22 protein-coding genes, 1 tRNA gene and 1 pseudogene are annotated in these 25,172 nt (G+C 61.5%); 7 read left to right on the plus strand and 17 right to left on the minus strand.

The genetic code is table 11. The annotated features are described in order from the left end of the window. Window positions 1-280 precede the first annotated feature (280 nt). Window positions 281-934 (minus strand): histidine phosphotransferase ChpT, encoded by a 654-nt coding sequence (chpT, locus tag QQL28_RS42795; RefSeq protein ID WP_284275522.1) that lies wholly within the window; start codon window positions 932-934, stop codon window positions 281-283. A gap of 169 nt (window positions 935-1,103) precedes the next feature. Between chpT and QQL28_RS42800 the strand changes: the two genes are divergently transcribed. Further along, complete coding sequence (locus tag QQL28_RS42800) at window positions 1,104-1,937, plus strand: 3'(2'),5'-bisphosphate nucleotidase CysQ family protein (RefSeq protein ID WP_284275523.1); 834 nt, start codon at window positions 1,104-1,106, stop codon at window positions 1,935-1,937. On the opposite strand, the gene QQL28_RS42805 is transcribed toward QQL28_RS42800, so the two are convergent. Beyond that, window positions 1,927-2,400, minus strand: a complete 474-nt coding sequence (locus tag QQL28_RS42805) for a YHS domain-containing (seleno)protein (RefSeq protein ID WP_284275524.1) — start codon at window positions 2,398-2,400, stop codon at window positions 1,927-1,929. The genes QQL28_RS42800 and QQL28_RS42805 overlap by 11 nt on opposite strands. Window positions 2,401-2,538: 138 nt before the next feature. Here QQL28_RS42805 and QQL28_RS42810 point away from each other — a divergent pair, with 138 nt between their 5' ends. The 5 genes and pseudogenes from QQL28_RS42810 (at window position 2,539) to QQL28_RS42830 (ending at window position 5,821) form a co-directional block, all read left to right on the plus strand. Continuing rightward, window positions 2,539-3,144: a DUF1134 domain-containing protein gene (locus QQL28_RS42810; protein WP_284275526.1), complete on the plus strand. Its 606-nt coding sequence runs from the start codon at window positions 2,539-2,541 to the stop codon at window positions 3,142-3,144. A gap of 341 nt (window positions 3,145-3,485) precedes the next feature. Beyond that, window positions 3,486-4,784, plus strand: coding sequence for a coiled-coil domain-containing protein (locus QQL28_RS42815; protein WP_284275528.1), 1,299 nt, complete (start codon window positions 3,486-3,488; stop codon window positions 4,782-4,784). A 155-nt stretch (window positions 4,785-4,939) separates the two neighbouring features. After that, window positions 4,940-5,014 (plus strand) — tRNA-Val (locus tag QQL28_RS42820). Between the two features lie 106 nt (window positions 5,015-5,120). Continuing rightward, a pseudogene (locus QQL28_RS42825) lies at window positions 5,121-5,477 on the plus strand (transposase); the annotation flags it as partial. Then, the gene (locus QQL28_RS42830; RefSeq protein WP_284275530.1) at window positions 5,477-5,821 is read left to right on the plus strand and encodes a hypothetical protein; all 345 of its coding nucleotides are present in this window, start codon (window positions 5,477-5,479) and stop codon (window positions 5,819-5,821) included. The pseudogene QQL28_RS42825 and the gene QQL28_RS42830, both read left to right, overlap by 1 nt. A 251-nt stretch (window positions 5,822-6,072) precedes the next feature. Here QQL28_RS42830 and purU read toward each other — a convergent pair whose 3' ends face one another. The 11 genes from purU to QQL28_RS42885 all read right to left on the minus strand — a co-directional run bounded on the left by purU (window position 6,073) and on the right by QQL28_RS42885 (window position 18,931). Then, a complete protein-coding gene (gene purU, locus QQL28_RS42835; RefSeq protein ID WP_284275531.1) occupies window positions 6,073-6,957 on the minus strand; it encodes a formyltetrahydrofolate deformylase in 885 nt (294 codons plus the stop codon). A gap of 58 nt (window positions 6,958-7,015) precedes the next feature. Then, window positions 7,016-7,906, minus strand: coding sequence for a bifunctional methylenetetrahydrofolate dehydrogenase/methenyltetrahydrofolate cyclohydrolase FolD (gene folD / locus QQL28_RS42840; protein WP_284275532.1), 891 nt, complete (start codon window positions 7,904-7,906; stop codon window positions 7,016-7,018). A gap of 24 nt (window positions 7,907-7,930) precedes the next feature. Beyond that, the gene (locus QQL28_RS42845) at window positions 7,931-8,896 is read right to left on the minus strand and encodes a threonine ammonia-lyase (protein ID WP_284275533.1); all 966 of its coding nucleotides are present in this window, start codon (window positions 8,894-8,896) and stop codon (window positions 7,931-7,933) included. A 66-nt stretch (window positions 8,897-8,962) separates the two neighbouring features. Further along, window positions 8,963-9,757, minus strand: a complete 795-nt coding sequence (locus QQL28_RS42850) for an ABC transporter permease (RefSeq protein WP_284275534.1) — start codon at window positions 9,755-9,757, stop codon at window positions 8,963-8,965. Window positions 9,758-9,769: 12 nt separating this feature from the next. Further along, on the minus strand, window positions 9,770-10,633 hold the full coding sequence (locus QQL28_RS42855; RefSeq protein WP_284275535.1) for an ABC transporter permease: 864 nt from the start codon (window positions 10,631-10,633) through the stop codon (window positions 9,770-9,772). After that, window positions 10,630-11,793 (minus strand): ABC transporter ATP-binding protein, encoded by a 1,164-nt coding sequence (locus QQL28_RS42860; protein ID WP_284275537.1) that lies wholly within the window; start codon window positions 11,791-11,793, stop codon window positions 10,630-10,632. Before QQL28_RS42860 ends, QQL28_RS42855 begins: the two co-directional genes overlap by 4 nt. Further along, the gene (locus tag QQL28_RS42865) at window positions 11,763-12,824 is read right to left on the minus strand and encodes an extracellular solute-binding protein (RefSeq protein WP_284275539.1); all 1,062 of its coding nucleotides are present in this window, start codon (window positions 12,822-12,824) and stop codon (window positions 11,763-11,765) included. Before QQL28_RS42865 ends, QQL28_RS42860 begins: the two co-directional genes overlap by 31 nt. 104 nt (window positions 12,825-12,928) lie before the next feature. Then, window positions 12,929-14,608, minus strand: coding sequence for a hydantoinase B/oxoprolinase family protein (locus QQL28_RS42870; RefSeq protein WP_284275541.1), 1,680 nt, complete (start codon window positions 14,606-14,608; stop codon window positions 12,929-12,931). Next, window positions 14,601-16,673 carry a hydantoinase/oxoprolinase family protein gene (locus tag QQL28_RS42875; protein ID WP_284275543.1) on the minus strand — a complete coding sequence of 691 codons (2,073 nt, stop codon included), beginning with the start codon at window positions 16,671-16,673 and terminating at the stop codon, window positions 14,601-14,603. The genes QQL28_RS42870 and QQL28_RS42875 overlap by 8 nt, the downstream gene beginning before the upstream one ends. A 95-nt stretch (window positions 16,674-16,768) precedes the next feature. Next, window positions 16,769-17,545, minus strand: a complete 777-nt coding sequence (locus QQL28_RS42880) for an aspartate dehydrogenase domain-containing protein (RefSeq protein WP_284275546.1) — start codon at window positions 17,543-17,545, stop codon at window positions 16,769-16,771. A gap of 66 nt (window positions 17,546-17,611) precedes the next feature. Next, the gene (locus QQL28_RS42885) at window positions 17,612-18,931 is read right to left on the minus strand and encodes a pyridoxal phosphate-dependent aminotransferase (protein WP_284275548.1); all 1,320 of its coding nucleotides are present in this window, start codon (window positions 18,929-18,931) and stop codon (window positions 17,612-17,614) included. 89 nt (window positions 18,932-19,020) lie between these two features. Between QQL28_RS42885 and QQL28_RS42890 the strand changes: the two genes are divergently transcribed. Then, window positions 19,021-19,917 (plus strand): LysR family transcriptional regulator, encoded by an 897-nt coding sequence (locus QQL28_RS42890; RefSeq protein WP_284275550.1) that lies wholly within the window; start codon window positions 19,021-19,023, stop codon window positions 19,915-19,917. A gap of 45 nt (window positions 19,918-19,962) precedes the next feature. Here QQL28_RS42890 and QQL28_RS42895 read toward each other — a convergent pair whose 3' ends face one another. The 4 genes from QQL28_RS42895 to QQL28_RS42910 are packed head-to-tail and all read right to left on the minus strand — an operon-like array spanning window position 19,963 to window position 25,029. Continuing rightward, the gene (locus tag QQL28_RS42895) at window positions 19,963-20,610 is read right to left on the minus strand and encodes a hypothetical protein (RefSeq protein WP_284275552.1); all 648 of its coding nucleotides are present in this window, start codon (window positions 20,608-20,610) and stop codon (window positions 19,963-19,965) included. A 1-nt stretch (window position 20,611) separates the two neighbouring features. Next, complete coding sequence (locus tag QQL28_RS42900; RefSeq protein ID WP_284275554.1) at window positions 20,612-23,506, minus strand: FAD-dependent oxidoreductase; 2,895 nt, start codon at window positions 23,504-23,506, stop codon at window positions 20,612-20,614. Further along, a complete protein-coding gene (locus QQL28_RS42905) occupies window positions 23,503-23,778 on the minus strand; it encodes a sarcosine oxidase subunit delta (protein ID WP_284275555.1) in 276 nt (91 codons plus the stop codon). The genes QQL28_RS42900 and QQL28_RS42905 overlap by 4 nt, the downstream gene beginning before the upstream one ends. A 9-nt stretch (window positions 23,779-23,787) precedes the next feature. Continuing rightward, window positions 23,788-25,029: an FAD-dependent oxidoreductase gene (locus QQL28_RS42910; RefSeq protein WP_284275556.1), complete on the minus strand. Its 1,242-nt coding sequence runs from the start codon at window positions 25,027-25,029 to the stop codon at window positions 23,788-23,790. Window positions 25,030-25,172: the final 143 nt, after the last annotated feature.

A 25,172-nucleotide genomic window follows, 5' to 3' on the forward strand; every position in this document is an offset into this window, starting at 1 on the left:
TGTTCGGCTCCTGCTCGAACTTCACCAGCTGATTGTCGACGGTGTCCAGGCTCTCGCTGGTCTCCGTCAAAAACTCCCGCAACAGATCATCCATGGAAAACAGGCCTTCATAAGGGAGGGCGCACATGTGCGCCTGTCAGAATGGGGCCAGCTTCTCCGCAAAGCGTTTAATATTGGTTGAGTAAGTGCAAAAGAACGGAACCAACAAAGAGATAAGGCGCTCCGAAGGTTTCGAAGCGCCCTGTAAAGCTTTGATTAACTGACGCCGTGCGGTTGCCGTTTACGAAGCCGTAACAGTTATCGCCTCGCCCTCGGGCGCGAGCGTCACGGTGAGCCCGCAGGCCTGCGCCAACAGGCGCGTATAATAAGGCTGGATCGCATGCGCGTCCGCGGCGGGTCCGCGCTCGCCGCTCAGCAGCTCGGCGATGTTCTGCGGGAGGCGCGCATTGTGCCCGGTTGCGGTGACGCGAAAGCTCATGGTCTCGCCCTCGCCGATCGGATCGACCTTCAGCATGCCGCCGCGCGGGATCGTATGCTGCGCGATCACCAGCATGTTGAGCAGCAGTTTGACGCGGTTCTTCGGCAACAGCAGCCGCGGCAGATTCCAGGTGATCGTGCACTTGCCGTCCTCGATGTGGCCGCGCGCCATGTTCTGCGCGTCACCGAGATCGATCTGCGCGCCGGACGATCCGGCCGCGCCGAAGGCGAGCCGGCAGAATTGCAGCCGCGCCGATGCCGTCTTGGCGCTCTTGCGGATCAGATCCAGCGCAAATTCGCGATCTTCGGGCTTGGGATCGTCATCGAGCACCTCGAGGCCGTTGACGATGGCGCCGACAGGGCTGATGAGGTCGTGACAGACCCGCGAGCACAGAAGCGCCGCGAGTTCGAGCATATCGGGAGCAGTAGCGGTACCGGGTGACGAGGTGCCAGACATCGATGGTTCCTGGAATTGCACGGCCCAAAGGCGGCGAATCACGCATGCCCTAGAATTGGCCCGGGTTCTAACATTCGCACCCCCGTCGCAGCTAGCGCTTGCGATAGGCTCGAAGCGGCCATAAGGACGCGAATCAACTGAGGCGAAAGAGGTTGCCGATGAATGAGGCATGCAGGTGAAGGGACGCATTGATGGGGCGATTGCCCTGAGCCTGATGGAGCCGTTGACTGCGCTGGTGCTGAAGGCAGGCGAAGCGATCCTCGCGGTCAATCGGGCCGCGATGCGGGTCGATGGCAAGCAGGACGGCTCCCCGGTCACCGAAGCGGACCTCGCCGCCGACCGCATCATCGGCGCGGGGCTTTTCCAGCTCGCGCCCGACGTGCCGACGCTGTCGGAGGAGCGGACCGAGCTTGCGACGACGCCGTTTCAGGGCAGTTTCTTCCTGGTCGATCCGCTCGACGGCACCAAGGAGTTCGTCGCCGGCCGCGACGAGTTCACCGTCAATCTCGCCATCATCACCGACGGCGTGCCGCTGCTCGGCATCGTCAGCGCGCCGGCGCTCGGCCTGCTCTGGCGCGGCATCGTCGGGCGCGGCGCGGAGCGCGTGACGTTTGACGGCGCTGTCATCGGGAGCGCCGAACCGATCCGGACCCGAAGGCTGCCGAAGCCGGGCGAGCCCTGGGTCGCCGCGGTCAGCCGCTCGCATGGCGATGCCAGGAGCGAGGCCTTCATTGCCGGCAGGCCCGGCGCGGTCAGGCAGACGGCGGGTTCGGCGGTCAAATTCGGCCGTATCGCCGAAGGCACCGCCGACATCTATCCCCGCCTCGGCCCGACCTCGGAATGGGACGTCGGGGCCGGCTGTGCCGTGGTCACCGCCGCGGGCGGCAAGGTCACGGACGGCAGTGGCGGCGAACTCCGGTTTGGCGAGAGGCGCGAAAGCTTCATCGTCCCGGAGTTCATCGCCTGGGGCGACCCGCAGGGCGCGTCCGGCCCTACTGGCTGAGCTGCTCTTGGAGCGCCGGCCAGCGCTTGCCGACCTCATAAAGGAAACGCTCGGGATTGGCGGCAAAGGCGTCGCGACTGTCCTCCCGGCTGAACAGATAGAGCCGCTGGGCCGAGATCAGGAAGAAACGGGGATTGCCGGCGACGACGACGCCGCGGGCGATATCGGTGGGATCATAGCCGCCGAATTGCGGTCCATAGACCTCGGGATGGGCCAAAAACTCGGCTCGGTTACCCTCGTTGCGGAACCGCCAGACCGCCCCCCAAAGGCTCGCCTCGAACTCGGGCGTGCCCTGGACGGGCCCGCCGTCGACGAAATAGGCCACGGGGTCGAACCCCTCGATGGCCACCCCCGAAAAGCGGTTGACCACGATCCGCTCGGTGGTGACGGCCTCGACGGCCGGGCCGTAAAATGTGAACCAAAGGCCGGCCAGAAGGCCGATCAAGGCAATTCCGGGGCGCAAAGGGCTTTCTTCCTGCCGTTGTGCCGTCATAGTTGCTGCGGATAACATCCGAGTCGAGGGGACATTCGGCGCAACCTAGCCCTCGCCTGTTGGCGTCAGGTTAAGCGTGCGAACGGATTCGATACCAGGGGTTCTTTTATGACTTTCGCATCACGCCTCGCCGCGGTCGCACTTGCCGCGCTGGTGGGCTGGATCGTGCCGGCATCCGCACAGCAGGCGCCGCCGCCCAACCTGCCGCCGCCGCAACGGACCCCGACGCCCAGTACTTATGGGCCGGACGAGCTGGTGAACGCCGGCCACCGCTTCTTCGGCAACGTCTCGCGCGGGCTCGCCTCGATCATCGAGAAGGCTGTCAGCCAATGGGGCCTGCCGAACGGCTACATCCTGGGTGAGGAAGGCTCCGGCGCCTTCGTCGCAGGCCTGCGCTATGGAGAAGGCACGCTCTACACCAAGAACGCCGGCGACCTCAGGGTCTTCTGGCAGGGCCCCTCGCTCGGCTTCGACTGGGGCGGCGACGGCGCACGCACCATGACGCTGGTCTACAACCTGCCCGCCACGAACGCGATCTACCAGCGCTTCGCCGGCATCGACGGCTCCGCCTACATCATCGGCGGCTTCGGCATGACGGCGCTGACCGCCAACAACATCGTGCTGGTGCCGATCCGGTCCGGCATCGGTCTGCGACTCGGGGCCAATATCGGCTACCTGAAATACACTCCGCGCGCGACCTGGAACCCGTTCTAGAGAGTTCGTCCGGACGGGCGACAAAATCTCGAAAACAACCCCATGCAAAGGAGCCGGCGACCGCCGGCGCGATGCCTTGCGCGTCTTACGCAACCGTTTGACACGTCGGGCAAATCAGCGGCATCACTTCATCGTCGCGGCACGCAGGATGGATGGAGCCGCCATCGAGCTGCTCGCCCGCTTGGGGAGCAGCATCGCGCTCCAAAACTCCTCTCCTCCGTCTGGTTACGGATTCACGTTGTTACCGATTCACGTTAACGACGGACCGGGGCTGGCTTTTTGCCAGCCCGCCATGGCATGGTCTTTGGTAAATTTTTCCTTGTCTTGGGGAGTTCTGGCCCATGGTCGAACCGATCATGTACCTTGCGATCGGTTTCCTGCTCTCGATGCTGTGCGGGCTCGCGATCGTGCCGCTGGTGCATAACCGCGCGGTGCGCCTGACCACGCGGCGGCTGGAAGCGGCAACGCCGCTGTCGATGGCGGAGATCCAGGCCGACAAGGACCAGCTCCGCGCCGAATTCGCCATGTCCGCGCGACGGCTGGAGATGAGCGTCGATCAGCTCAAGAACAAGACCACGAGCCAGCTTGCCGAGCTCGGCAAGAAGAGCGACGCCATCAACCGCATGAAGATCGAGCTCGGCGAGAAGAACGCCACGATCTTCGCGCTGGAAGCGCGCGAGAAGGCGGTGAAGGAGCAGCTCCGCGCCACCGAGGAGGAGTTCAGCGCCAAGACCGAAAGCTTGCGCACCGCCGAGCAGGCGCTGACGGACAAGCAGGGCGAGCTCGCCAGGATCAACCATGAGCTCTCCGACCGTTCGATGATGGCGGAAAGCCGTCAGGTCGAGCTGGTCGCGGTACGCGCGCAGATCGAGCAACTGAAAAATCGCGTCGGCGACGCCGAGAAGGAGTTTGCCTCGACCCAGGCGCGGCTGACGCAGGAGCGCTCGGACTCCGAGACCGCCTCGCGCGAGCTGACGGACGCGCGCGGGCGCGTCGAGAATCTGAGCCAGCGCGTCACCGACCTCGACCGCCAGCTCCTCGTGCAGGTCAAGGAGGCCGAGATGCTGTCCGGCCGCGTCGCCGATCTCGAAGGCCGGCTCGCAACGCAAGGCAAGCTGCTCGCCGAGCGCGAATACGAGAACAACCAGCTCCGCCAGGGCCAGGAGACCGCCGAGCGCACCATCAAGGAGCTGCGCACCGAGATCACCGGCTTGAGCGCCGGCAACAAGTCGCCTGCGCTGGAGGCGCTGCGCAGCGAGAAGGCCGCGCTCGAGGAGCAGCTCAAGCTCGCGCGCGACGAGCGCGCAAAGCTTCAGCGCGACATCAACGCGATCCAGCAGCAGGCCGAGAGCTCCTGGGCGACGGAGCGCATGGAGAACGCGCTGCTGCGCGAGCGCATCAACGACATCGCCGCCGAAGTGGCCAAGCTCGCGATACAGCTCGAAGGCCCGAACTCGCCGATCGAGGCGCTGCTTGCCGCCGAAGCAGGCGCACCGCCAAAACCCGCCCCTCGCCCGACCAATGGGACCACCACGAACGGCGCGGCCGCGACCAGCCTGCCCGAGGGCGGCGGCACGCTCGCCGAGCGCATCCGCGCTCTCCAGGCCCACGCCTCCCGTGCCCGCCAGCAGGGTGCGTAAGCGGGCGAAAACACGGTTTCGCTTGCGAATTGCGTGATCTACGGAAGGTTTTCAGGCCTGAGATCGCCTGAAAACTTGACACCTTCGGCCCGCACTTCTAAATCGCGGGCTCTGATGTGCCGGTCGGCGAGCCGCCTGACCGGCACAATGGTCCCGGGCGCATAGCTCAGCGGGAGAGCGTTCCCTTCACACGGGAGAGGTCCAAGGTTCGATCCCTTGTGCGCCCACCATTAGACCTTCAATTTCAATTGCTTAGAGGCTTGGCTCCCGCAGAGTGTGCCCCAGGAAATCTGGGGCACAATAGGGGCACACCACGCCAAACCTTGTGAGGACAGTTGCATGATCGAGCCTCGTGCCGACCGGCCGACAGCGATCACGCTTGGCGCCGACAAAGCTTACGATGCAGAAGATTTCGTCAACGAGCTGCGCTTGATGAACGTGATGCCGCATGTTGCGCAGAAGACCAGCGGCCGTAGCTCTGCGATTGACGGGCGAACGACCCGGCACGGCAGCTATGCTGTCAGCCAGCGCATCCGTAAGCGCATCGAGGAGGCATTCGGCTGGATCAAAACGGTCGCCGGCCAAGAGAAGACCAGCTTCCGTGGCCATGATCGCGTCGCATTGGCCTTTGCCTTCGCTGCCACCGCCTGCAATCTGGTGCGGCTGCCCAAATTGATCGCGGAGACCGGCTGATGGCCAAGGTGCCCGGCTTCGCCAAGGCCTTTGTCGGCCGCTGGCGCATCGTCGAGATGGACGTCTGGGACAGCGACTTTCTCGATCTTGTCGAGGAGGCGCATCTCACCTTCCAGGGCAAGTCCGATGGCGAAATCGCCTTTGGGGCTCTCAAGGGTTTCCTGGACGTGCGCTACGGCACCCGCGAGGGATCGGCCTGCGCCGAATTCTCATGGGAAGGGCACGACGAGAATGATCCGTCCTGCGGTCGTGGATGGGCTATGATCGGAACTGCGGGCAGGCTCGTCGGCCACTTCTACATCCACAATGGTGACGATTCAGCCTTCGTTTGCGAGCGCGGCTGAGTTCTTCAACAGCCTGTCTCTCATGTTTGCTGTCAAGGGACTCGATCAAGCGGAGCCGCTTCCGGCTGAGCGCCCGGACAGCTCCGCTCAGCCTGATCACCATCCAGTGCTGGCAATTTATTGCTTCAACAGAGTTGCTACTACGTGCACCCTACCCCAATGTGAATCTACAGGCTCTGGCGCCGCTCATCGCGCCTCTGCTCGTCCGGTCTCGCTTGACCAGTCGCAAGACCAACTTCCGTCATTGGATGTCAGCCGCTTCGTTCTGCCCCATATGATCCGGGCGACGCGGGGAAGACGACCGTCTTGTCGTCGTTGACCAGAACGCGGCGATGGATGTGCGCATGGACCGCCCGTGCGAGAACCTGACTCTCCACGTCTCTTCCCAGGCTCACATAGTCCTCCGGGCTCTGCGCATGTGTGACCCGGATGGTGTCTTGCTCGATGATCGGGCCTTCGTCCAGGTCAGCCGTTACATAGTGCGACGTCGCTCCGATCAGCTTCACGCCGCGCTCGAACGCCTGCCGGTAGGGATTGGCGCCTTTAAAGGACGGCAAGAACGAATGGTGGATATTGATGATCCGCCCGGACATCTTCCGGCACATTTCGTCGGAAAGAATTTGCATGTAGCGCGCCAGCACGATGAGCTCGGCTCCGGTCTCCTCGACGATGCGCATCTGCTGAGCCTCCGCCTCGGATTTGTTCTCCTTCGTCACGCGGATGTAGTGGAAGGGAATGTCGTGATTCACGACGAGCTTCTGGTACTCAAGGTGATTCGAAATCACCGCAACGATGTCGATCGGAAGCGCGCCGATCCGCCAGCGGTAGAGCAGATCGTTCAGGCAATGGCCGAAGCGCGACACCATGATCACGACTTTCATTCGCTTCGATGTGTCATGTATCGCCCACTTCATGTCGAACTGTTGCGCGACGGCGGCAAAACCCTCGCGCAAGGCTGAAAGCTTCGTACCTTCCTCGGAGAGAAAGCTTACTCTCATGAAGAAGTGGTCGGTCTGCGCATCATCGAATTGCGAGCTGTCCGTTATGTTGCAGCCGTTCTGCGCGAGGAACGTGGCAATCGCGGCAACGATGCCGCGCCTCGCCGGGCATGTAACCGTGAGGAGAAAAGTGGTCATTGGAGGTCTCGACTGGATTGGCAGACACCTGCCGGATGATGAAAACGGTCTTGGCTTCTCAAACCGTCAAGCCAGGTGGCTCAGGTAGGTTTCTGGCCCGATGCGCTGCTGTCAGCGTGTTGACGAGAAGGCAGGCTATCGTCATGGGCCCCACGCCACCGGGGACCGGCGTAATCGCGCCGGCTACGGCGGCAGCTTCGTTAAAATTGACGTCGCCGACGAGTCGAAATTGGCCATCGCGTTCGACACGATTGATGCCTACGTCGATCACGGATGCGCCTGGCTTGACCCAATCCCCGCGGATAATTTCGGCTCGCCCGACTGCGGCGATGAGAATATCGGCTCGCCGACATACCGACGGCAGATCGCGCGTTCGGCTGTGGGCCACCGTAACCGTGCAATTCGCCATCATGAGAAGCTGGGCCAGGGGCTTGCCGACGATCTTCGAGCGTCCCACGACGACCGCCTCGAGGCCCGAAAGGTCGCCGTGAATCTCCCTCAGCATCATCATGCAACCGAGCGGGGTGCACGGCACCAACGCCCTTTGTCCCGTCCCCAGCAGCCCGACATTGGAAATGTGAAAGCCGTCCACGTCCTTGTGCGGCGCGATCGCGTTGACGACGCGATCTGCATTCATGTGCTGCGGAAGCGGCAGCTGGACCAATATGCCGTCGACGGCAGGGTCACGATTGAGCGTTGCGACCAGCTCCAGCAGTTCGTCCTCGGAAGCGTCAGCGGGCAGCCGATGCTCGAACGAGTTCATTCCGATTTCGCGAGTTTGCGCGCTCTTGTTGCGGACGTAGACCTGCGAGGCAGGATCTTCACCTACAAGCACGACAGCCAGGCCACAGATCACTCCATGATCCTCGCGGAGCCGCGTGGCGGCCTCAGCCGCCCGCAATCGCATTTGGGCTGCCTTGGCCTTTCCATTGATGATTTGACTTTTCATTCAGTTGCTCCGATTGCGTTGGCGCTACGCAATTCTCTGCTTGAAGAACTCCAGATCGACGTTTCCTCCGGAAAGCACGACCACGGCGGTTCTGCCCCGCAGATCGGTGCGACCAGCCACCAGCGCGGCAAGCCCAACGGCGCCGCCCGGTTCGACAACCAGCTTGGCCACGTTGAACAACAGTCGAACAGATTCCACGACGTCCTGGTCGGAAACCGCAAAGCCCCCGGCGAGATTGCGAAGGTTGATGGGAAAAGTAATTTCCCCGAGGATTTGAGTGACGATCGCGTCGCAAATGGTATTTGAACCGGCGGAGTTGCCGGTACGCTCGCCTCGCTCCAACGACGCTCGCGTATCGTCGAAACCTTCCGGTTCGACGCAATAGACTTCTATCTCCGGTCGTAGCGCCTTCAGGGCGGTCGAAACGCCGGCTACAAGTCCGCCTCCTCCGACCGGGCAAAGCAATAGATCGGCCCGTGCACCCATGGATTCGAGTTGATCGACTATCTCCATTCCGATAGTGCCCTGCCCTGAGATGATCATCTCATCGTCATAGGGAGGGAACAAAATGGCCCCTGTTCTTATGGCAATCTCCTTGGCCATTGCCGCTCGATCGCCGGTGTGGCGATCATAGAGCACGACAACTGCGCCGAGCCTTCGCGTGTTCTCCCGCTTTATAACAGGCGCGTCCTCTGGCATCACTATCGTCGCCGCGATACCAAACGCCTTGGCTGCGGCGGCAACGCCCTGAGCATGGTTTCCCGATGAAAATGCCACTACGCCATTTCTTCGTTGTCCGTCGCCAAGAGAGGCGATCTTGTTGAAGGCGCCTCTGAATTTGAATGACCCCGTCCTCTGCAGATTCTCGGCCTTGAACAGAACGCGACCGCCAACACGATCGTTCACCTGATCGTATTCGAGCAGCGGTGTGACGACTTGCATTCCATTCAGCCGCGATCTCGCCTCCGAAATATCATTTATCGTTATCATTGCGGAATATCCATGGCTTTAAGGACTGATCGATTGAGCGCACGCATCAGTTCGGCGTTCCAATGATTACTTCGAGACGGCCTTACCGAACCCGATTGCCCGCTCCACGATCAGCACGATGCCAAGCGTGCCAAGCACCAGGAGCGCGGAGACTGCTGCAACGAGCGGATCGGTCCAGCTCTCGACGTAGTGATAGAGCGAGACCGGGAGCAACTTCAGCTGCGTTCCCGCGATGAACAACGAGATCACGACCTCATCGAATGAAACGATGAACGCCAACGCCGCCGACGCGACCAGAGCAGGCGTCATGAGCGGGAGAGTGATGCGGCGAAACACCTGCCAAGGGTCCGCGCCGAGCGTCCCGGCCGCGTCCTCGACAAAGGCAGGCATGGTGCTGAGTCCGGTGATGAGAACTCTCAACGCATAAGGCAGGGTGATGACCAGGTGCCCGATGATGACCCCAGGCCAACTGCCGACCAATCCGTAGCCGGCGAATATGACTAGGATGGCCAGGCCCAGGACGATGCTTGGCAGCAGAAGCGGCGCGGTGAACAAGGACGTCAGCGCGTCGCGCCCCCAAAACTTCCAGCGCGTCAATGCGACAGCCGCGGGCATCGCGACAACGAGCGTTAGAGCGGTCACGCACCCGGCAATCACCAGGCTGTTCCGAAAGGCCGTTACCATCTCCTCATTGTGAAGAAGCGCGACATACCACCTCGTGCTCCAGGCAGATGGAGGCCAGGCCACATGAGCGTCGGCGGAGAATGAGATCGGGAATACGAGAATGACCGGGGCAAGCAGGAACATCATTATCGAAATGATGCCCAATGCGTGAAGGCCTCGCGAGATCGTTGGCAGCACGACCAGCCCTCCTCACTCTACGATTTTTGAAAGTTGGCCGTAGAACAGCAAGGCCGTTCCGAACACGACCAGAATCAGGACCGACAGGCATGCCGCAACCGGCCAGTTTAGCGTAACGATTGCCTGGTCGTAGATCTCGGTTGCGAGCAGAGCGACTCGACCGCCTCCGAGCATTTTTGGCGTAATGAAACTGCTCACTGCAAGCACGAAGCAAAGCAGGCATCCAAGCAGAACGCCGGGCATGCTGAGCGGCAGGACGATTCGCCGAAAGACCGTGAGAGGTCCCGCTCCAAGGGTCTCGGCAGCCTGCTCCAGGGTTGTATCCAGCTTTCCAAATCCGGAAAGCAGGGACAGTATCATGTAAGGCATGAGGATTTCCGTCATGCCTATGACGACCCCAAGCTGGCTGTTGATCAGGCGCGGCGGCGTCACGTTGAAGGAACGCAATAGTGCCTGCAGGAAGCCCTGATCGCCGAGAATCACCATCCAACCGTAAGTGCGCACGACGGCAGAGATCAGCAGTGGTGAAATACATAATACGATAAGCAGCGCTTTGGCTCTCTCGGCACGGCTGACGAACAGCGCGAGAGGATAAGAAAGGACCAGTGTAATGAGTGTGATGAGCGCGCCGATCCAGACCGTTCGCCACAACATCGACCAGTAGTATGTGTCGGCGACCAGGGAACTCCAGGTCGCCAGATCCACGCCCTCCTTCATCGATCCGGTCGCCGTCGCTTCGCGGAACGACATGGCCACGAGATTTGCGACCGGCGCGATGAAGGCTATGACGTTCAGAAGGACGATCGGCAGAAGAAGGGTGATGAGCAGCCTTCCGCCGCTGCTTCTTGTCCCCTCGTCGGCGGTCGAAACGGTCATCCCGCGACCTCCGTGGAGAACGTCAGGGTGTCCCGCGTTTTCCAACGCAGCGTGACGGTATCACCAGGCTGGAAGGGGTCCGTCGCCGAGCTCGTAGCCTTTTCGACGTGCAACAGACCGCCCGTGGTCGCTACTTCATACTGAAACGTATCGCCGACGTAGGTAACATGTCGGATCGTGCCGTTTATGGCGTTCTCTTCCGGCGAGACCGCGCTCTTTGCGTCCGACGCGCTCAGGTCGATTCGATGGGGACGGATCATGATCAGCACCCGGCCCGTGCCGCCATCGTCCTTCGCCCGGATCAGGGAGTCACCCACCGCAACGGCGCCGTCGTTTCGCCATTGCCCCTCCAGTCGATTGATCCGCCCGACGAACTCGGCCACCATCGGCGTCGCCGGGTTCTCGTAGATGTCATGAGGGGTGCCGATCTGCTCCAATTTACCGCGATTCATCACGATGATCCGGTCGCAAATTGCCATGGCTTCCGTTTGATCGTGCGTGACGAAAACGGTGGTCATCCGCAGACGCTGCTGGATGTCCCGAATTTCACCGCGCATGTTGTCGCGCAGTTTTGCGTCGAGGTTGGAGAGCGGCTCATCCAGCAGCAGAATATCGGGCTCGATCACCAGCGCGCGCGCAAGAGCGACGCGTTGTTGCTGCCCGCCTGAAAGCTCTCGGGGCTTGCGTTCCGCGACGCCGCTGAGATGAACCATCGCAAGCGCCGATTCCACTCGCTTTGCGATGTCCGCGTGTCTAGCCTTGCGCATCTGCAGCCCGAACGCGACGTTCTCTGCGATCGTCATATGCGGGAATAGAGCGTAGGACTGGAACATCACCCCCATATTGCGTCGGTAGGTCGGCAGCCCGGTGACATCCTGACCGCCAACCTTGATCTTGCCCGATGTCGCCTGGACGAGACCGCTGATCATCCGAAGGGTCGTGGTCTTGCCACAACCCGACGGGCCGAGAAGGCCGAGCAGTTCCCCCTGTCCAAGCGAGAAGGATAGATCGGACACCGACGGCGCAAAGTGGCCGTACCGCTTCTCTAAGGATTCGACCTCTAGATACAATTTTTGCCCGCCACTTGCGCGACGCTCCTGCGCTGGATGCCGATCTTCGAACGGGCGGCCTAGCTGCGGCTGATGACGTTCCTGCGCCACTGCTCGGTGATCTTGTCCCTGAATTTGGCGACCTCGATCCAATCCACGTCGATCATTCGTGCCATGCGCTCTGGTGTTGCGGCTGTCTTCTTCCGCGCCTCCTCGGAAATTGCAGCCCCCTTGTTGGTTGGCACGTAGTACAGCGCTTCGGTGAAGGTCGCCTGCGCTTCCGCGCTCAGGGCATATGACATGAACTGAAGAGCCGCTTCAGGCTGCTTGGACCCGTTGACGAGGTTGATCGTGTTGATTTGCGCGATCGACCCCTCTTCAGGCATCGCGACCGCCATGCGATCCGCATTCTGCTTCGAAATCGTTTGCGCGCGCGCATTGTATCCAATGCCGAGGTCGACAACCCCGTTCGCAACCGCTGCGTAGGGATTGGGTTTCGGATCCCAAGTCTGGACGAGCGGAGCCATCTCGCCCAACAGCTGGATCCCCTTGTCGATCGACTGGCGATAGTCCCCACCTCCCGCCAGCTTGTTCGCGATCAGCGTCAATCCGACCCCGAGCAAATTGGGAGGAGCATCGATTGCGATGCGACCTGCATGCTGCTTGTTCCAAAGCTCTTTCCACGACGTCGGCGGAGTCGGGAACTTGCTAAGGGCGTACATCATGACGATCGTATCAAACGTCACGGCCGGACCTGGCACACCCTCGATGAGAGCTGCAGGAACCAGCTGCTTCATGACCGGAAGCTGCTCCGCAGTTACCGGCTTGTAGATGCCTTCATCGCCGCCGGCCTTGGCGACGACGACGTCCATGATGCAGACGTCGATCTGAGGCGCCGCCTTCTGCGCGCGCAACATCCCGAGATTTTGGGCGGAGGTCGGCATCCCCATGTAGTCCACGCGGATTCCGGGATTTGCCTTCATGAACGGCTCGATGACCGTTCTCTTGTAGATATCCTCGAAGATGTCGCTATATGCGGCGACGGTGATCTTCCGCTCCTGAGCGCTAGCCCTGGTGACCCACGGCATTGCCACACCCACGGCGCCCAGAGCCAGAACTTTACGGCGTGTGAAATTCTGCATCGGTTTCTCCTGTCTCACGTTGAATCGTCTTGTTGCGCGCTCATCTTTGGAGTCATTTTTCGATACCCGTCCGGCCGTCGGCGCGGACAAAGATCCTGCGGAGGTCAGGCTCCGCCGGGATAATGTTGCTTCACGTACTCATCAGAGAATTTGCCTGACGCCAGATCTTCGCGGATGGCCTCGGCACGCCGCTCGACCGGGGGACCGTAGCCGCCGGCTCCCGCGGTCTCGAGCACCGCGACGTCGTCCGGCTCCAGGCGAATGCAGCAAGCCTTGGCAGCAAGGTCTGTGACCTGCCCGTCATCGGAGCGAATGTAGAAGCGGCCGGCGGCACCATCTTCGCCACCGAACAATCCCCAGGGCTTGTGAACGAACCGCTCTCCGACGCCGTTGAACTCACAGACGTGACCGATCGGCCGGATGGTACGGCGGATCCCGAGCCCACCGCGGAAGCGGCCCGCGCCGCCGGTGTCCTCGACCAGGGAATATTCCTCGACGCGGAGCGGATATTCGAGCTCGATCGCTTCCACGGGAAGATTGGACGTGTTGGTGATGTTGACCTGGACGCCATCCTTGCCGTCGAAGGTTGCGCGGGCGCCCATGCCGCCGCCGAGCGTTTCGAGATAGACGTAGAGCTGCCCCGTCCGCGGATCGGTGCCGGCGAAGACCGCGCTGGTATTTGCGCCGTTTGTGCCTGCGACGACGCGGTCCGGAACCTGCTCGGCGAGTGCACCAAACACGCAATCGACGACCCGTTGGCAGGAATTGGCGCGCAAAGCGACCGCTGCCGGCGCGACGCAATTCACGAATGAACCGAGCGGCGCCTTGATTTCAATTGCGTCGAAGATGCCCTGATTGTTCGGCACATTCGGGTCCAGCAAGGCCTTGAGTGCGAAGCAGACCGCCGACTGGGTCGCATTGAAGACCATATTGAAATTGCCGCGCACCTGCGGGTCGCTGCCCTCGAAATCAAAGAGGATCCGGTCGCCCGTCTTTTCGATCCTCAGCGCGATCTTGATGTTCTCGGTGCCCGCGCCATCATCGTCCATGAAGTCGGTGAAGGAGTAGGCACCGTCCGGCAGCGAGGCGATCGCCTTTCGCATCCGCATCTCGGTGCGCGAGATGACCTCGGAGAAGATGGCCGTGATCCTGTCGCCGCCATGTTCTCGCAGCATGTCCTCGAGCCTGGACACTCCGAGCTTGCAGGCCGCGATCTGCGCGTTGAGGTCGCCGCGGCGTTCCTCCTCCAGGCGCATGTTGAGCAGCAGGAGCGTCAGCAGATCCTCGTTGAGCACGCCCTTGGAATAGAGCCGGATGATCGGGATCCGCAGCCCCTCCTTGTAGATCTCGTCGAGGCCGCCGGACATCGAACCGATTGCCGCTCCGCCGACGTCGGCGTGGTGAATGATGTTGGCCACGAATCCGATCAGGCGGGTGCCTTCGAAGACCGGCATTGCCATATTGATGTCGGGAAGATGCGTGCCGCCGGCAACATGCGGGTCGTTGGCGATGAAGACGTCGCCCGGGTGGATGTCGTTGCCATATCGATTCAAGATGAACGTCATCAGGCCTCGCATCGACGCGAGATGGATGGGCAACGCCATTTCCGCCTGCACCACCAGCCTCCCCTGCGCATCGGCGATAGCGGTCGAGTGATCGTGGCGCTCTTTCACATTGGTGGAAAACGCGCTCCGCATGATGCTGATGAAGCATTCGTCGGCAATCGACTTCAGGCCGTTCCAGGCGATTTCCAGGGAAATCGGATCAATCGCGATCTCAGGCATTGTTGATTTCCATGATCATGTTGAAAGCCGCATCGACTGTGATTTGGGCCCAAGGCGGGACCACGGTGGTCGAGTCGAGCTGAGTGATGATTGCTGGGCCCTTGATGGTGGTGCCCACCGGAAGGCCTGAGCGGTCGAACATCGGCGTCGGAACGGGTCCCGCTTCGTCGAACCAGGCAGCCTTGGTGTCGCGCGGCTCAAGCCGCTTTACCGGAGTTTCGGTAGTCGACTGCCGCTGGGGAAGCTTGGCAATTGTCCGAAGCCGGAGGTTCACGATCTCGATCGGCGCTTGCTCGTCGTAGTGGCCGTAAGCCCTCAGGTACTCTGCGAAGAACGCCGCCCGTAGGTCCTCGGCTCCTGGCAAGACCGGACGGCCCGAGCCGTTGGCGACTTCAACCCCAAGCTCGTAGTTCTGACCGACGTACCGCATGTCGAGCGACAGGACGAGACGGGTTTCGAGCGCGCCTTCGCCTTCCTGGGCAACCCAAGCCTCTCCTTGTTTGACGAGGTCTGCGACGACGGCCGCGGCGGCTCCCAGGTTTCCAGTGACACGAGCCCGGCAGTTCGCAACAAAGTCTTCCTGCAGATCCGACAAGATCAGGCCTTCGGCGCACAGAATTCCTGGCGCGCGCGGAACGATGATGCGCTTGATTCCAAGCGAGCGCGCGACATCGGCCGCGTGCAGCCCGCCCGCGCCACCGAACGGCATGAGAACGAACTTGCGCGGATCGTATCCCCTTTCAATCGTAACCGCCCGAATGGCGCGAACCATATTGGATGTAACGATGCCGACGATGCCCAGCGCCGCCCTTTCCACACTGCGGCCGAGTTCGGAAGCGATCGGCTCGACGGCCTTGACTGCAAGGTCGCGATCGATGGTCATGTCTCCGCCGGTGAGCGCGACAGGCAACCGGCCGAGAATGACATTGGCGTCGGAGACGGTGGGAAGCGTGCCACCGCGGCGATAACATGCCGGTCCCGGCACCGCCCCCGCGCTCTCGGGTCCGACCTTCAAGAGGCCGTCTTTGCCCAACCTTGCGATGGATCCGCCACCCGCGCCAACGGTGTGAATATCCACCATGGGTAGCCGGATTCTGAAGCCCGAAATGTCTCGGGTGCTCGCGATGGCAGTCCTGCCGGCCTGGATCAGGCAGACGTCGGTGCTGGTTCCTCCGATATCCAAGGTGATGATGTCGAGAATATCGGACATCGCTCCCGCACCGGCCGCACCGACCGCGCCCGCGGCAGGCCCGGACAGTGCCGTACGCACCGGGAAATGCGCAGCCCTGTCGACCGACATCAGTCCGCCGCTCGATTGGAAAATGCCGAACTCTGCGTTTGGAGCGACCGTCGCCACTTCTGCCTTCAGGCGATCCATGTAGCGGCCCACTTCGGGCTGAAGAAACGCGTTGATCAGCGTGGTCGAGAACCGTTCGAACTCGCGAAACTCCGGCTGAACCTCGCTAGACACGGAAACGAAAATGTCCGGGAATGCCGCACGCAGCGCCGCGGCGACGCGCTTTTCATGGGAGGAATTCAGGAACGAGAATATCAGGCAAACCGCAACCCCTTCGATCTTTGGCTGCTTTCTCAATTCCTCCACCAAGGCATCGATTGAAGCATCGGTGAGCTCGCGGACCACCTCGCCCGACGGGCCGATGCGCTCATCGAGCTCGAAGCGAAGCGCGCGAGAGGCAAGTGGCTGAGGCGCATCGAGTTGCAGGTCGTAGATGTGCGGTCGAACCTGACGGCCGATCTCGACGAGGTCGCGAAAGCCCTTGGTCGTGACCAGAGCCACTTTCGCGCCCTTGCGCTGAAGCAGCGCATTGGTGGCGACCGTCGTGCCATGCGCGAAACGCGAAATTGCCTTTGGATCGATACGATGCTTGTCGGTCAGCTCTCGCAGCCCATGAAGAACCGCGCGCGAGGGATCGTCGGGCGTCGAAGGCCTCTTGTGAATGAGGACCTGACCGGTCGTGAGGTTCCTGGCGGAAAAGTCGGTAAATGTACCACCGACGTCGACGCCGACGACCCAGTTTTCGTCCGAGCTGTTCTTTTGAAGCATTGTCGGCCTACCTATTCGCCCCACTTTGATTTGAGTTCTTGAGCATCAGAACGCAGCTTCCCCCGCTAGCCCGCAATCCCTCGATTGCCCGCCTCCTAACAATTGACGATCCCCTTGGACGCCAGTATGCGCCGCACCGATCCGGCAGCCGATTTGGGGGTGTAAGCCCCCGTGACGCCACCAAGCGAGTGCGACGCGACCGAGAAATCCCAGGCGAATCCTTGTCCCGAAACTTGAATGCGATGATGCATCTCGTCCGTTCCTGGCTTCGCCACGACGATGCTTTTGGTTCGGTCAAAACCGATGCCCGCAATTGCGATCGCGGCATGCACGTTCACGTTTCGCGGGAATTTCCGGCAGGCGTCCCTGGCGGTGCCCTCGAAGACGACGCCGTGAGCGTCTCCTTGCTGGCCGAGGCCGGCGGCACTCTTGGTGGTGGTGATCGTCACGTCTTCGATGCACTCGCGTCCATCGACGAGGCCATCGAGACCCAGGATCGCACCGTGAGGTAGAAAGAACCGCGTGCCGTTCGCTAGGCAGTTCTCGGTGATGGCACGTTCGACATCGGGCCTGGCAAGAGCGGTGCAACTGAATCCGCAAAGATCGGAAGACGCCAGAACGCGTGGCGCGATCGACGCCAGCACGTCTGCATGAGCGGCCTCGAACACGACGTCGACCGGTCGCGCCAACGCTTCTTCAAGGTCGTAGACGCAGAGCCCGAGACCCAGCCACTCGGGGACTCGCCTCTGGGCGTTACCTGCGCGTGACGCGAGAACATACGTCACTTCGGCTTGTTCGCATCGAAGTACTTCGTCGTAGATGGCCTTCCCGATCAGGCCCGCGCCGATAATGCCGATCCTACGATACGTCATCGAGGTAACTTCCCGCTAGGGACAGAGCGAAGTGCACGGATGGGCAAGCGCATGAGTTCGACGCGATCACGCCCTCCGCGCGACACGTTGAACGCGATATCGGTCGATCAGCGCAGCAGTCCTTTCAACCGCTGCGACAGCCGCTTCATGATCCTGAGAGTAATTGAACCGGATGCTCTCGAAGCTGCGCGGACCGAACTCTGCTCCCGGCGTCACGGTCACGCCGGCCTGATGCCGCAAGGCGCGCACGAAATCGATCGACGAAATCGTCAACTCGGGCAGCCGTGGAAACAGGTAGCTGCCAGCCTCGGGGGTCCGCAGCGCAAGTCCGTCGACGCGACTGAGGATGCCGACCAAATCGTCGCGGATCGCCTGGTGCTGCTGAATGCGGTCACGCATCCAGCCGTCTGGCTCGGCAAGCCAAATATTGAGAACGGATTGACTGTAGCCGGCAGCGCGCAATGAGACGATGGCTTGCAGCTTGGCCATGCGCTCGACGATCGCGCTCGACCCGAAGGCCACGCCAAGTCGAAAGCCACTGAGCGACTCCGTCTTCGAAGGCCCCATGATCGTGATGAGATTTTCTCGAGCTGCCGACCGGGCCCGGAGATGAGTATATGCGTGTCCTTCGTAGAGCAGGCGCGAGTAGAGCTGGTCGACGATAACCGTCGCACCGAACTTGTCGGCCAACTGAGCAATCGCGTCGATTTCGGCTTCAGAGTAGATGACGCCGGTTGGATTGTTCGGGTTCGAGAGGACGAGAACCTGGGCGCCGCCCCTGAAGGCCGCCTCGAGCTGATCCAGGTTCAAGCCCGCCCGCCTCGTCGTTCCCAGATAGTCCAGGTCGACCGGAACCAGCACCCCATCGAAGAACCGCACCAGTTTCCGATTAGCGAAATAGTCAGGCTCGACGACGGCAACCTTGGTTCCCGAGGTCACGGTAGCCCCCATGGCCAGAAACAGGGCCCCCTGCGTTCCCGGCGTCACGATCAGGTCCTCGGCGGCGGTCAGCGGAGCGCCGGTAAAGGCCCCCAGCCTCTCGGCAACGACATCGCGAACTACAGCGTCGCCGAGATACTCGGTGTAGGCTTGGGAGCCGCCGCGGCGATAGCCGTCCAGGAACGCATCAAGGGCCCCGGGGGCCGGACGGAACGCATTCACATCGCCATGAGAGAAGTCGACCGGCCTGCCGTCGATCACGCCCCCGTGGAGAGCACTTTCCGAGGACGCCGACTTTAGTCGCACCTCCTGGCCAGGGGCGTTTTCAGTGGCGAGATCAGCGAATTTTCTCTGGATCGAATTCATCGTCAACGCCCGCCATCCTCTGCCGTTTTGTCCGCAAATTGCTGATTGCGACCAACGCAGCGCCTTTGCCGCCAGGATCATCCCCTCGTCATAATCGGTAGGGCTTGCGGGCCGGAGGTCCAAGAAATAAAAACTGGCCCAGTGACCCTGTTTTCATTTGGCGGTCGTTTATGAGAAATTTGCCTCCCCTGAGCGGGCTTGAGGCGTTTGAGGCGGCAGCGCGGCATCTGAGCTTCACAGAAGCTGCTAAGGAGTTGAATTGCACGCAGGCCGCGATCAGTCAGCGTGTACGCGCCTTGGAGTCGTACCTTTCGCGGCAGCTTTTCGTACGCCGGCGAAACGGACTACAATTGTCCGAAGTGGGCGAGGCCTACCTTCCCGGTGTAGCAGAAGCCCTCAATCTCGCGGCCGCGGCAACCGAGGGCCTGCGCGGCAAGAATGTGCCTCGCACCGTGACCGTCTCGGCCCCGGTGTCATTCCTGAATTTGTGGTTGGCCGCCCGGCTTAGCGGCTTCCTCAGCGGCAATCCGAATGTCCCGATCCGCCTGAACAGTGCGATCTGGACAGATCCCAACGCCGAATTGGCCGACATTGTCGTGGAGGTTCACGACATCTCGGAGTTGGACTCCCACACGCCTCATTTGCCGACCGAAAGCCTCGAGCTGGTCTGCGCGCCCGCATTCATCGAACAGCTTTCCACCACAACGCTACAGAATGTCCTGAACGCATCGAGGAAAATACTCATCCAGGGGCGACACAGTGTTTGGGAGCGTTGGGCGGCAGAGCTCGGCATCAATCTGGACAGCAACGTCCCCGCAATGAAGGTGGACAACTCCGCGACCGCCCTTGAGGCGGCTGCTCAGAACCTGGGCTTCGTTGTCGCCTACTCGTCCTATTGCCAGCCATATCTCAAATCTGGCCGCCTCGTCTCCTGGAGCAAGGCTACGGTGAAGACCACGCTGTGCCTCGCGTTAACGGGCTCTCCCGACAAGCCACTGTGGCATCCCGCGCACAAGGTCTTTGATTGGCTCAAGCACGAATTTCAAAAGGAAGCCTCCGCAACGTAGGCAATGCCGCGACAATTGATCGCACGGTTTCGTTGCAGGCCCGAACTATCCAATCCCGAGCTCTCGCAGGCTCCGCATCATGAAACTTGCCGAGGCGACATCAAAGAACAGGTCGAAGCCGTGGCTGCCAGCCCGGTCCGTGCGAACCAGGATGCAGTCCATCTGCGCCACTCTGCTCTGCACGACGCTCCGAACCGGCAAGCGATCGGCATTGAGATCGACCGGACAGGTCTTGGCGAGAAGCTCGGCCACGTCAGTCCCGCCAATGTGAAACCAGGCCCAAACCTCTTCCCGCCAGGCATTGAAGCCCTTGCGCGGGAGGCGGTCAGCTTCCCATTCCGCTCGCAGGGCACTCAGGGACGATGTCTGCTCCAGGGATTGGGGCAGGAACAAATAGTCCTCGGCGCCGAGGCGAACGATGTCCAGGCCCCGTGATGCGATTGGGGCAAGGGTGTTGATCCGCTCAGGTAACGCGATCCCTCTGGATCGCAGCCAATCGCTGGCGCATCTGCCCTTGATGCCGAAACGACCATACCGGGTCAGATCCCGAAGCTCGATTGGCCGGCCACCTTTCCTCTCGAACAAGACCGTTGTCTGGTGGGAGGCCGCATCGATGGAGCGCGCTTCGCCTTCCGAGAATTCAGCATACACGTCGCCGAACGGCGTGCGCCGAGCTGCCGCGAGAAGAGCCATATCAGATGTCCTGACGCTTGTTTTCGGGGTCGAAGAAGTGCGGAGACACAATTCGAGCCTGTAACTGCGTTCCTCGTCGGGTCCTGATCACCGCGGTCTTGCCGGGCTCGGCCTGATCAGCCGGCGCGAAGGCCAACCCGATCCACTTTCCCAGAGTCGGTGAGAGGCACGTCGACGTGACATGGCCGACGGCCTCGTCGCCTCGCAAGATCAGGCAGGCCTCGTCCGGCTTGTCTTGCACCGACGCCGGAAGCTCGAAGCCGACCAGGCGGCGCTTGGCGGGAAGACGGCGAAGCAGTTCGATCGATCTCTTGCCGATGAAGAAGGGCTTCTTCATCGCCAGCGCCCATTCCATTCCCAGCTCGTCCGCCGTGCTAACGGCATCGGTGTCCTGACCGATGATGATGTGCCCCTTTTCCAGCCGCAGAATACGCGATGCTTCCAGGCCATACGGCCGAAGCCCGAATGGCCTGCCCGCATCCATGAGCGCGTCCCACAAGGCCTCGCCATAGGATTGCGGCGTATGCAGCTCGAAGCTGAGCTCGCCGGAATAGCCGATGCGCATGATACGGACCGGGCAATTCGCGAACCGACCAACACGCCCGCCCAGGAAGGGGAGCGCTTCGGAGGAGGCGTCCATGCCTCCCACCGTCTCCAAAACCTGCCGCGCGAGCGGCCCGGTCAGGTTAAAGGCCGCAAAGCCGGCGGTGACGTTGTGGATGTCGACATCAAGTCCCCACTGAACGTTCTGCCAGCACATGTCGGCATAGAAGCGATCCACCCCGCCCGTGGTCGCCGTGACGTAATAATGATCCTCCGCGATTCTGAACGCCACGCCGTCGTCGATGACCGAGCCCATCTCGTTCAACGTCAAACAATATCGAACCCGGCCGACCGGCTGCTTGGCGTAGTTCATCGTACAGAAGCGATCGAGGAGCACGCCTGCGTCCGGTCCGCGCAGCTCGATCTTCCCGAGCGTGGAGACGTCAAGCATGCCGACGCGCTGCCTGACGAGGTTCACCTCGTCGACAATCAGCTCATCGCGAGTTCTCTCGTCGCCGTAATACAGCGGACGCCACCATGCTCCCACCGGCGTCATCTTCGCGCCGGCCTCGATGTGGCGATGATGGACCGATGTGTGACGATAGCGGCTTTGCTGAAGTCCGGCGAGGAGGCCGAGTTTTTCGGGTCCGAAAGGTGGGCGCGACGTGGTGACGCCGATATCGGCAACCTTGCGTTCGGTGGCATGCGCGACGATGCGGGCGGTCGCCAAGGCCGAATGACGGCCTTGCGACGGCCCCATGCCGACGGTCGAGAAACGCTTGACCAACTCGAGCTCGCTGTAGCCGGTCCGGACGGCGTCCACGATGTCCTTGATCTGCAAATCCTCATCGAAATCGACGAAATCGCGCCCCTTCGGATGCCCGACAAGGGGGAGCTCGAAGCTGCTGACACCTCGCTCGTCGTCCTTGGGCACGTCGATGTCACGCCCAGGGAGACCTAGCGTTTTCGCCGCAACGGCTCCTGCCTTGCGCCCCGCGGCGAGAACCGAAGGAAGGGAAAAATTGCCAGCGACGGATCCGGCCAGCGTCAGATGCGCTGGGACATTGGAGAGGGCGAACTGTGCTGCCCCATCGTCATAGCTCAGCTTCGCCCCGGCCTGCAGCGCGAGCTGATAGGTTGGCGTATATGCGCAGGAAACCGACAGAAGATCGCAATCGATCCACTCTGATGTTCCACTGCCCGCACTCGCAATCTTCGCAGCCTTCAGATGTTTGTTGCCCGCCGTGGCGGCAGCTTCCGCAACCGTCGCGTTCATAATAATCCGCACGCCCTTCGCCGCGAGGTCTTCGGCAAGTGAGGCGTGCTGCTGCGCACTTCGGGGATCGACGACCGCCGCGACCTCGACGCCGGCCGCGATGAGATCGAGCGCGACCCGATAACCGTCCCGGTTGCCAGCGAGAACGACCGCGCGCCGGCCCGGCTTGACGGCATAGTGCCGCATCAGTCGCTGCGCGGCCGACCCCAAGACAATTCCGGGAAGGTCATTATTGCGGAACGGAACCGGCTGGTCGAGCGATCCGGTGCAGAGGATCACCTCTTTCGCACGAACCTTGAGCAGCCGATTCCCGCTGATGATCGGGACCCAATTGTCCGCATACCAGCCGTTCGCAACGGCGTTCGTCAGAATATCAATGCCGGAATGCGCTTCGACCTGCCGCTTCAAATCGCGAAGCAGCAGCGCCGTGGCCTCCGGCTTGTCATCGAAACGCGCATAGGTCAGGGAGCCGCCAAGCTCAGGATTCTCGTCGACCAGCAGGACGCGCGCTCCCGCAGCGGCGGCTTGGATCGCCGCCGACATACCGGCGGGCCCGCCGCCAACGACCAGGACGTCGTAGAATCGATTCTGCTTCTCGTAACGGGCGCGAGGCGCGGCAACGTCGACCTTGCCAAGGCCGGCCTTTTTTCTGATGAGCGGCTCCCAGAGCCGAAGCCAGCTGTTCTTGCCCGGACCAAAGAACGTTCGGTAGTAGAAGCCGACCGGCATGAAACGCCCGAGCCGGTCGAGCAGCGCGTCGCGGTCATTGTCGAGCGAGCCGTTCACATTCTGAGCGGTCGCCTCGAGGCCTTCGCGGAGCGGATAGACATCGGCCAGGACGTTTGGCTCCTCAGCCACCTGGACAAGCGTATTCGCATCCTGTCCAGCCATGGTCAGGACGCTCCTCGGCCTGTGATATTTGAACGACCGCGAGATCAGCCACTGGCCGGACGCGACGAGCGCGCTTGCTATGCTGTCGCCGGCTAGCCCGCGAAATGCCTTGCCTTCGAACGTGAAGGTCAGAGTCTCGCTTCGATCGATGCGGGTCCCGTATGGCGCGGGTAGACGCGGAATCATGACTTGCTTTCAGTGCGCGGGAGTTCGCTCGGGCTGTAGGTCGCAACGATTTCGTCGGTAACGGTGTGCCGTTCGGCGATGAAGAAGTAATTGGACGGCGTATGCCGCCACCACTCACGAATGATTCCGGCCTTGTTCTCGTGATAGAACAGATAGTGAGACCAGCCGGAATCGCTGATGGATTGCGTGTCGAGCGCGTCGTGAACCGGCCCGAAGCAAGTGAATTCGCTGATGTTTCGCGGCCCGTTCAAAGGGCAATTCATGATTTTCATCGGGGAATCCTAGTGGCTTGCCGCCGTGGCACCCATTTCATTGATGAGAGCCAGCTTCTCGAAACGATCCAGACTGAAGGGAAGCAGGATGTCGGCGGCCCGCTCGTTCGCGACAGTCTCGGCCATGTATTTCCCCGCGACGGGCGTCGCTTTGAAGCCCCACGTCCCCCAGCCGCAATCGAGCCAATAATTCTTGAGCGGACTGGCACCCATGATCGGCGTGTAGTCCGGCGTCATGTCGGTGATCCCTGCCCACTGCCGCAGCAGCTTCACGTTATGCAGGAACGGGAATAGCTGAAGCGCGCCGTGGGCCAGCTGTTCCTTGAGGACCAGCGTCGAGCGCGTCGAGATCAATTGATAGGGATCCGAGCCGCCGCCGATGACAATCTCGCCGCGCGAGGATTGCACGAGATAAGTGTGAAGATTGGCCGAGGAGACCAGCGTATCGAGAAACGGCTTTAGCGGCTGCGTCACCATCGCCTGCAACGGAAAGCATCGAATAGGCATATCGATGCCGGCCATTTTCGCCACGTGCTCATTGGCGCCGCCGGCCGCCTGGATCACGTGTCCGACGCTCACCGTTCCACGGCTCGTCCGGATTGACGATATCCTGTCGCCGACCTTGTCGAAGCCGAGCACCTCGGTCCGCTGATGGATTTCCACGCCTCGCTTGGCGGCCTGCGCTGCATAACCCCAGGCGACCGCGTCGTGTCGTGCCGTACCGCCGTCCTCGTGCCAGAGCCCTCCGACGATTTCGTGTTGACCGCGCTCATCCATGTTGAGATGCGGACAGATTTCCTTCACCTGACGCGGATCCACGACCGAAATCCGCGTGCCATGATGCTTACCCATCTCGGCGCGCAGATGGAAGGATCGAAGGGTCGCCTCGGAATGCGCCAGCGTCAGCTGGCCGCGTTGCGAGAACATGACGTTGAAATTCAACTCATGCGACATGTTCTCGTACAACGACACGGCTTCCTTGTAGAAGCGTATCGATTGATTTGTGATGTAATTTGAACGGATTGTAGTCGTGTTGCGCGCCGTGTTGCCGCCGGCAAGATAGCCCTTCTCCAGAACGGCAAGCTTTGTGATGCCGTGATATTTGGAGAGGTAGTGCGCGGCTGCGAGTCCGTGCCCGCCGCCGCCGACGATGACGACATCATAGTGCCGCTTGAGGTCCGGCGTCGGAGGGATCTCGCGATGTGGAACGTGGTCGCGCTTCAGCCCATATTTGAGCAGCGTGAGAGGCATGTCGCTGGGCTGCCTTCGTTGAAATCATGACTTGTTTTCAGCCCATGCTCTCCTCCTTCGCCCGGCCCAGCAAGCAACGTTATCTGGATCAATGACCTCGAAATTTTTTTGCAGACCTCGGTAGATGGAGGCGCCCGGAATCT

This window comes from Bradyrhizobium iriomotense, from assembly GCF_030160715.1.
Taxonomy (GTDB): Bacteria; Pseudomonadota; Alphaproteobacteria; order Rhizobiales; family Xanthobacteraceae; genus Bradyrhizobium; species Bradyrhizobium iriomotense.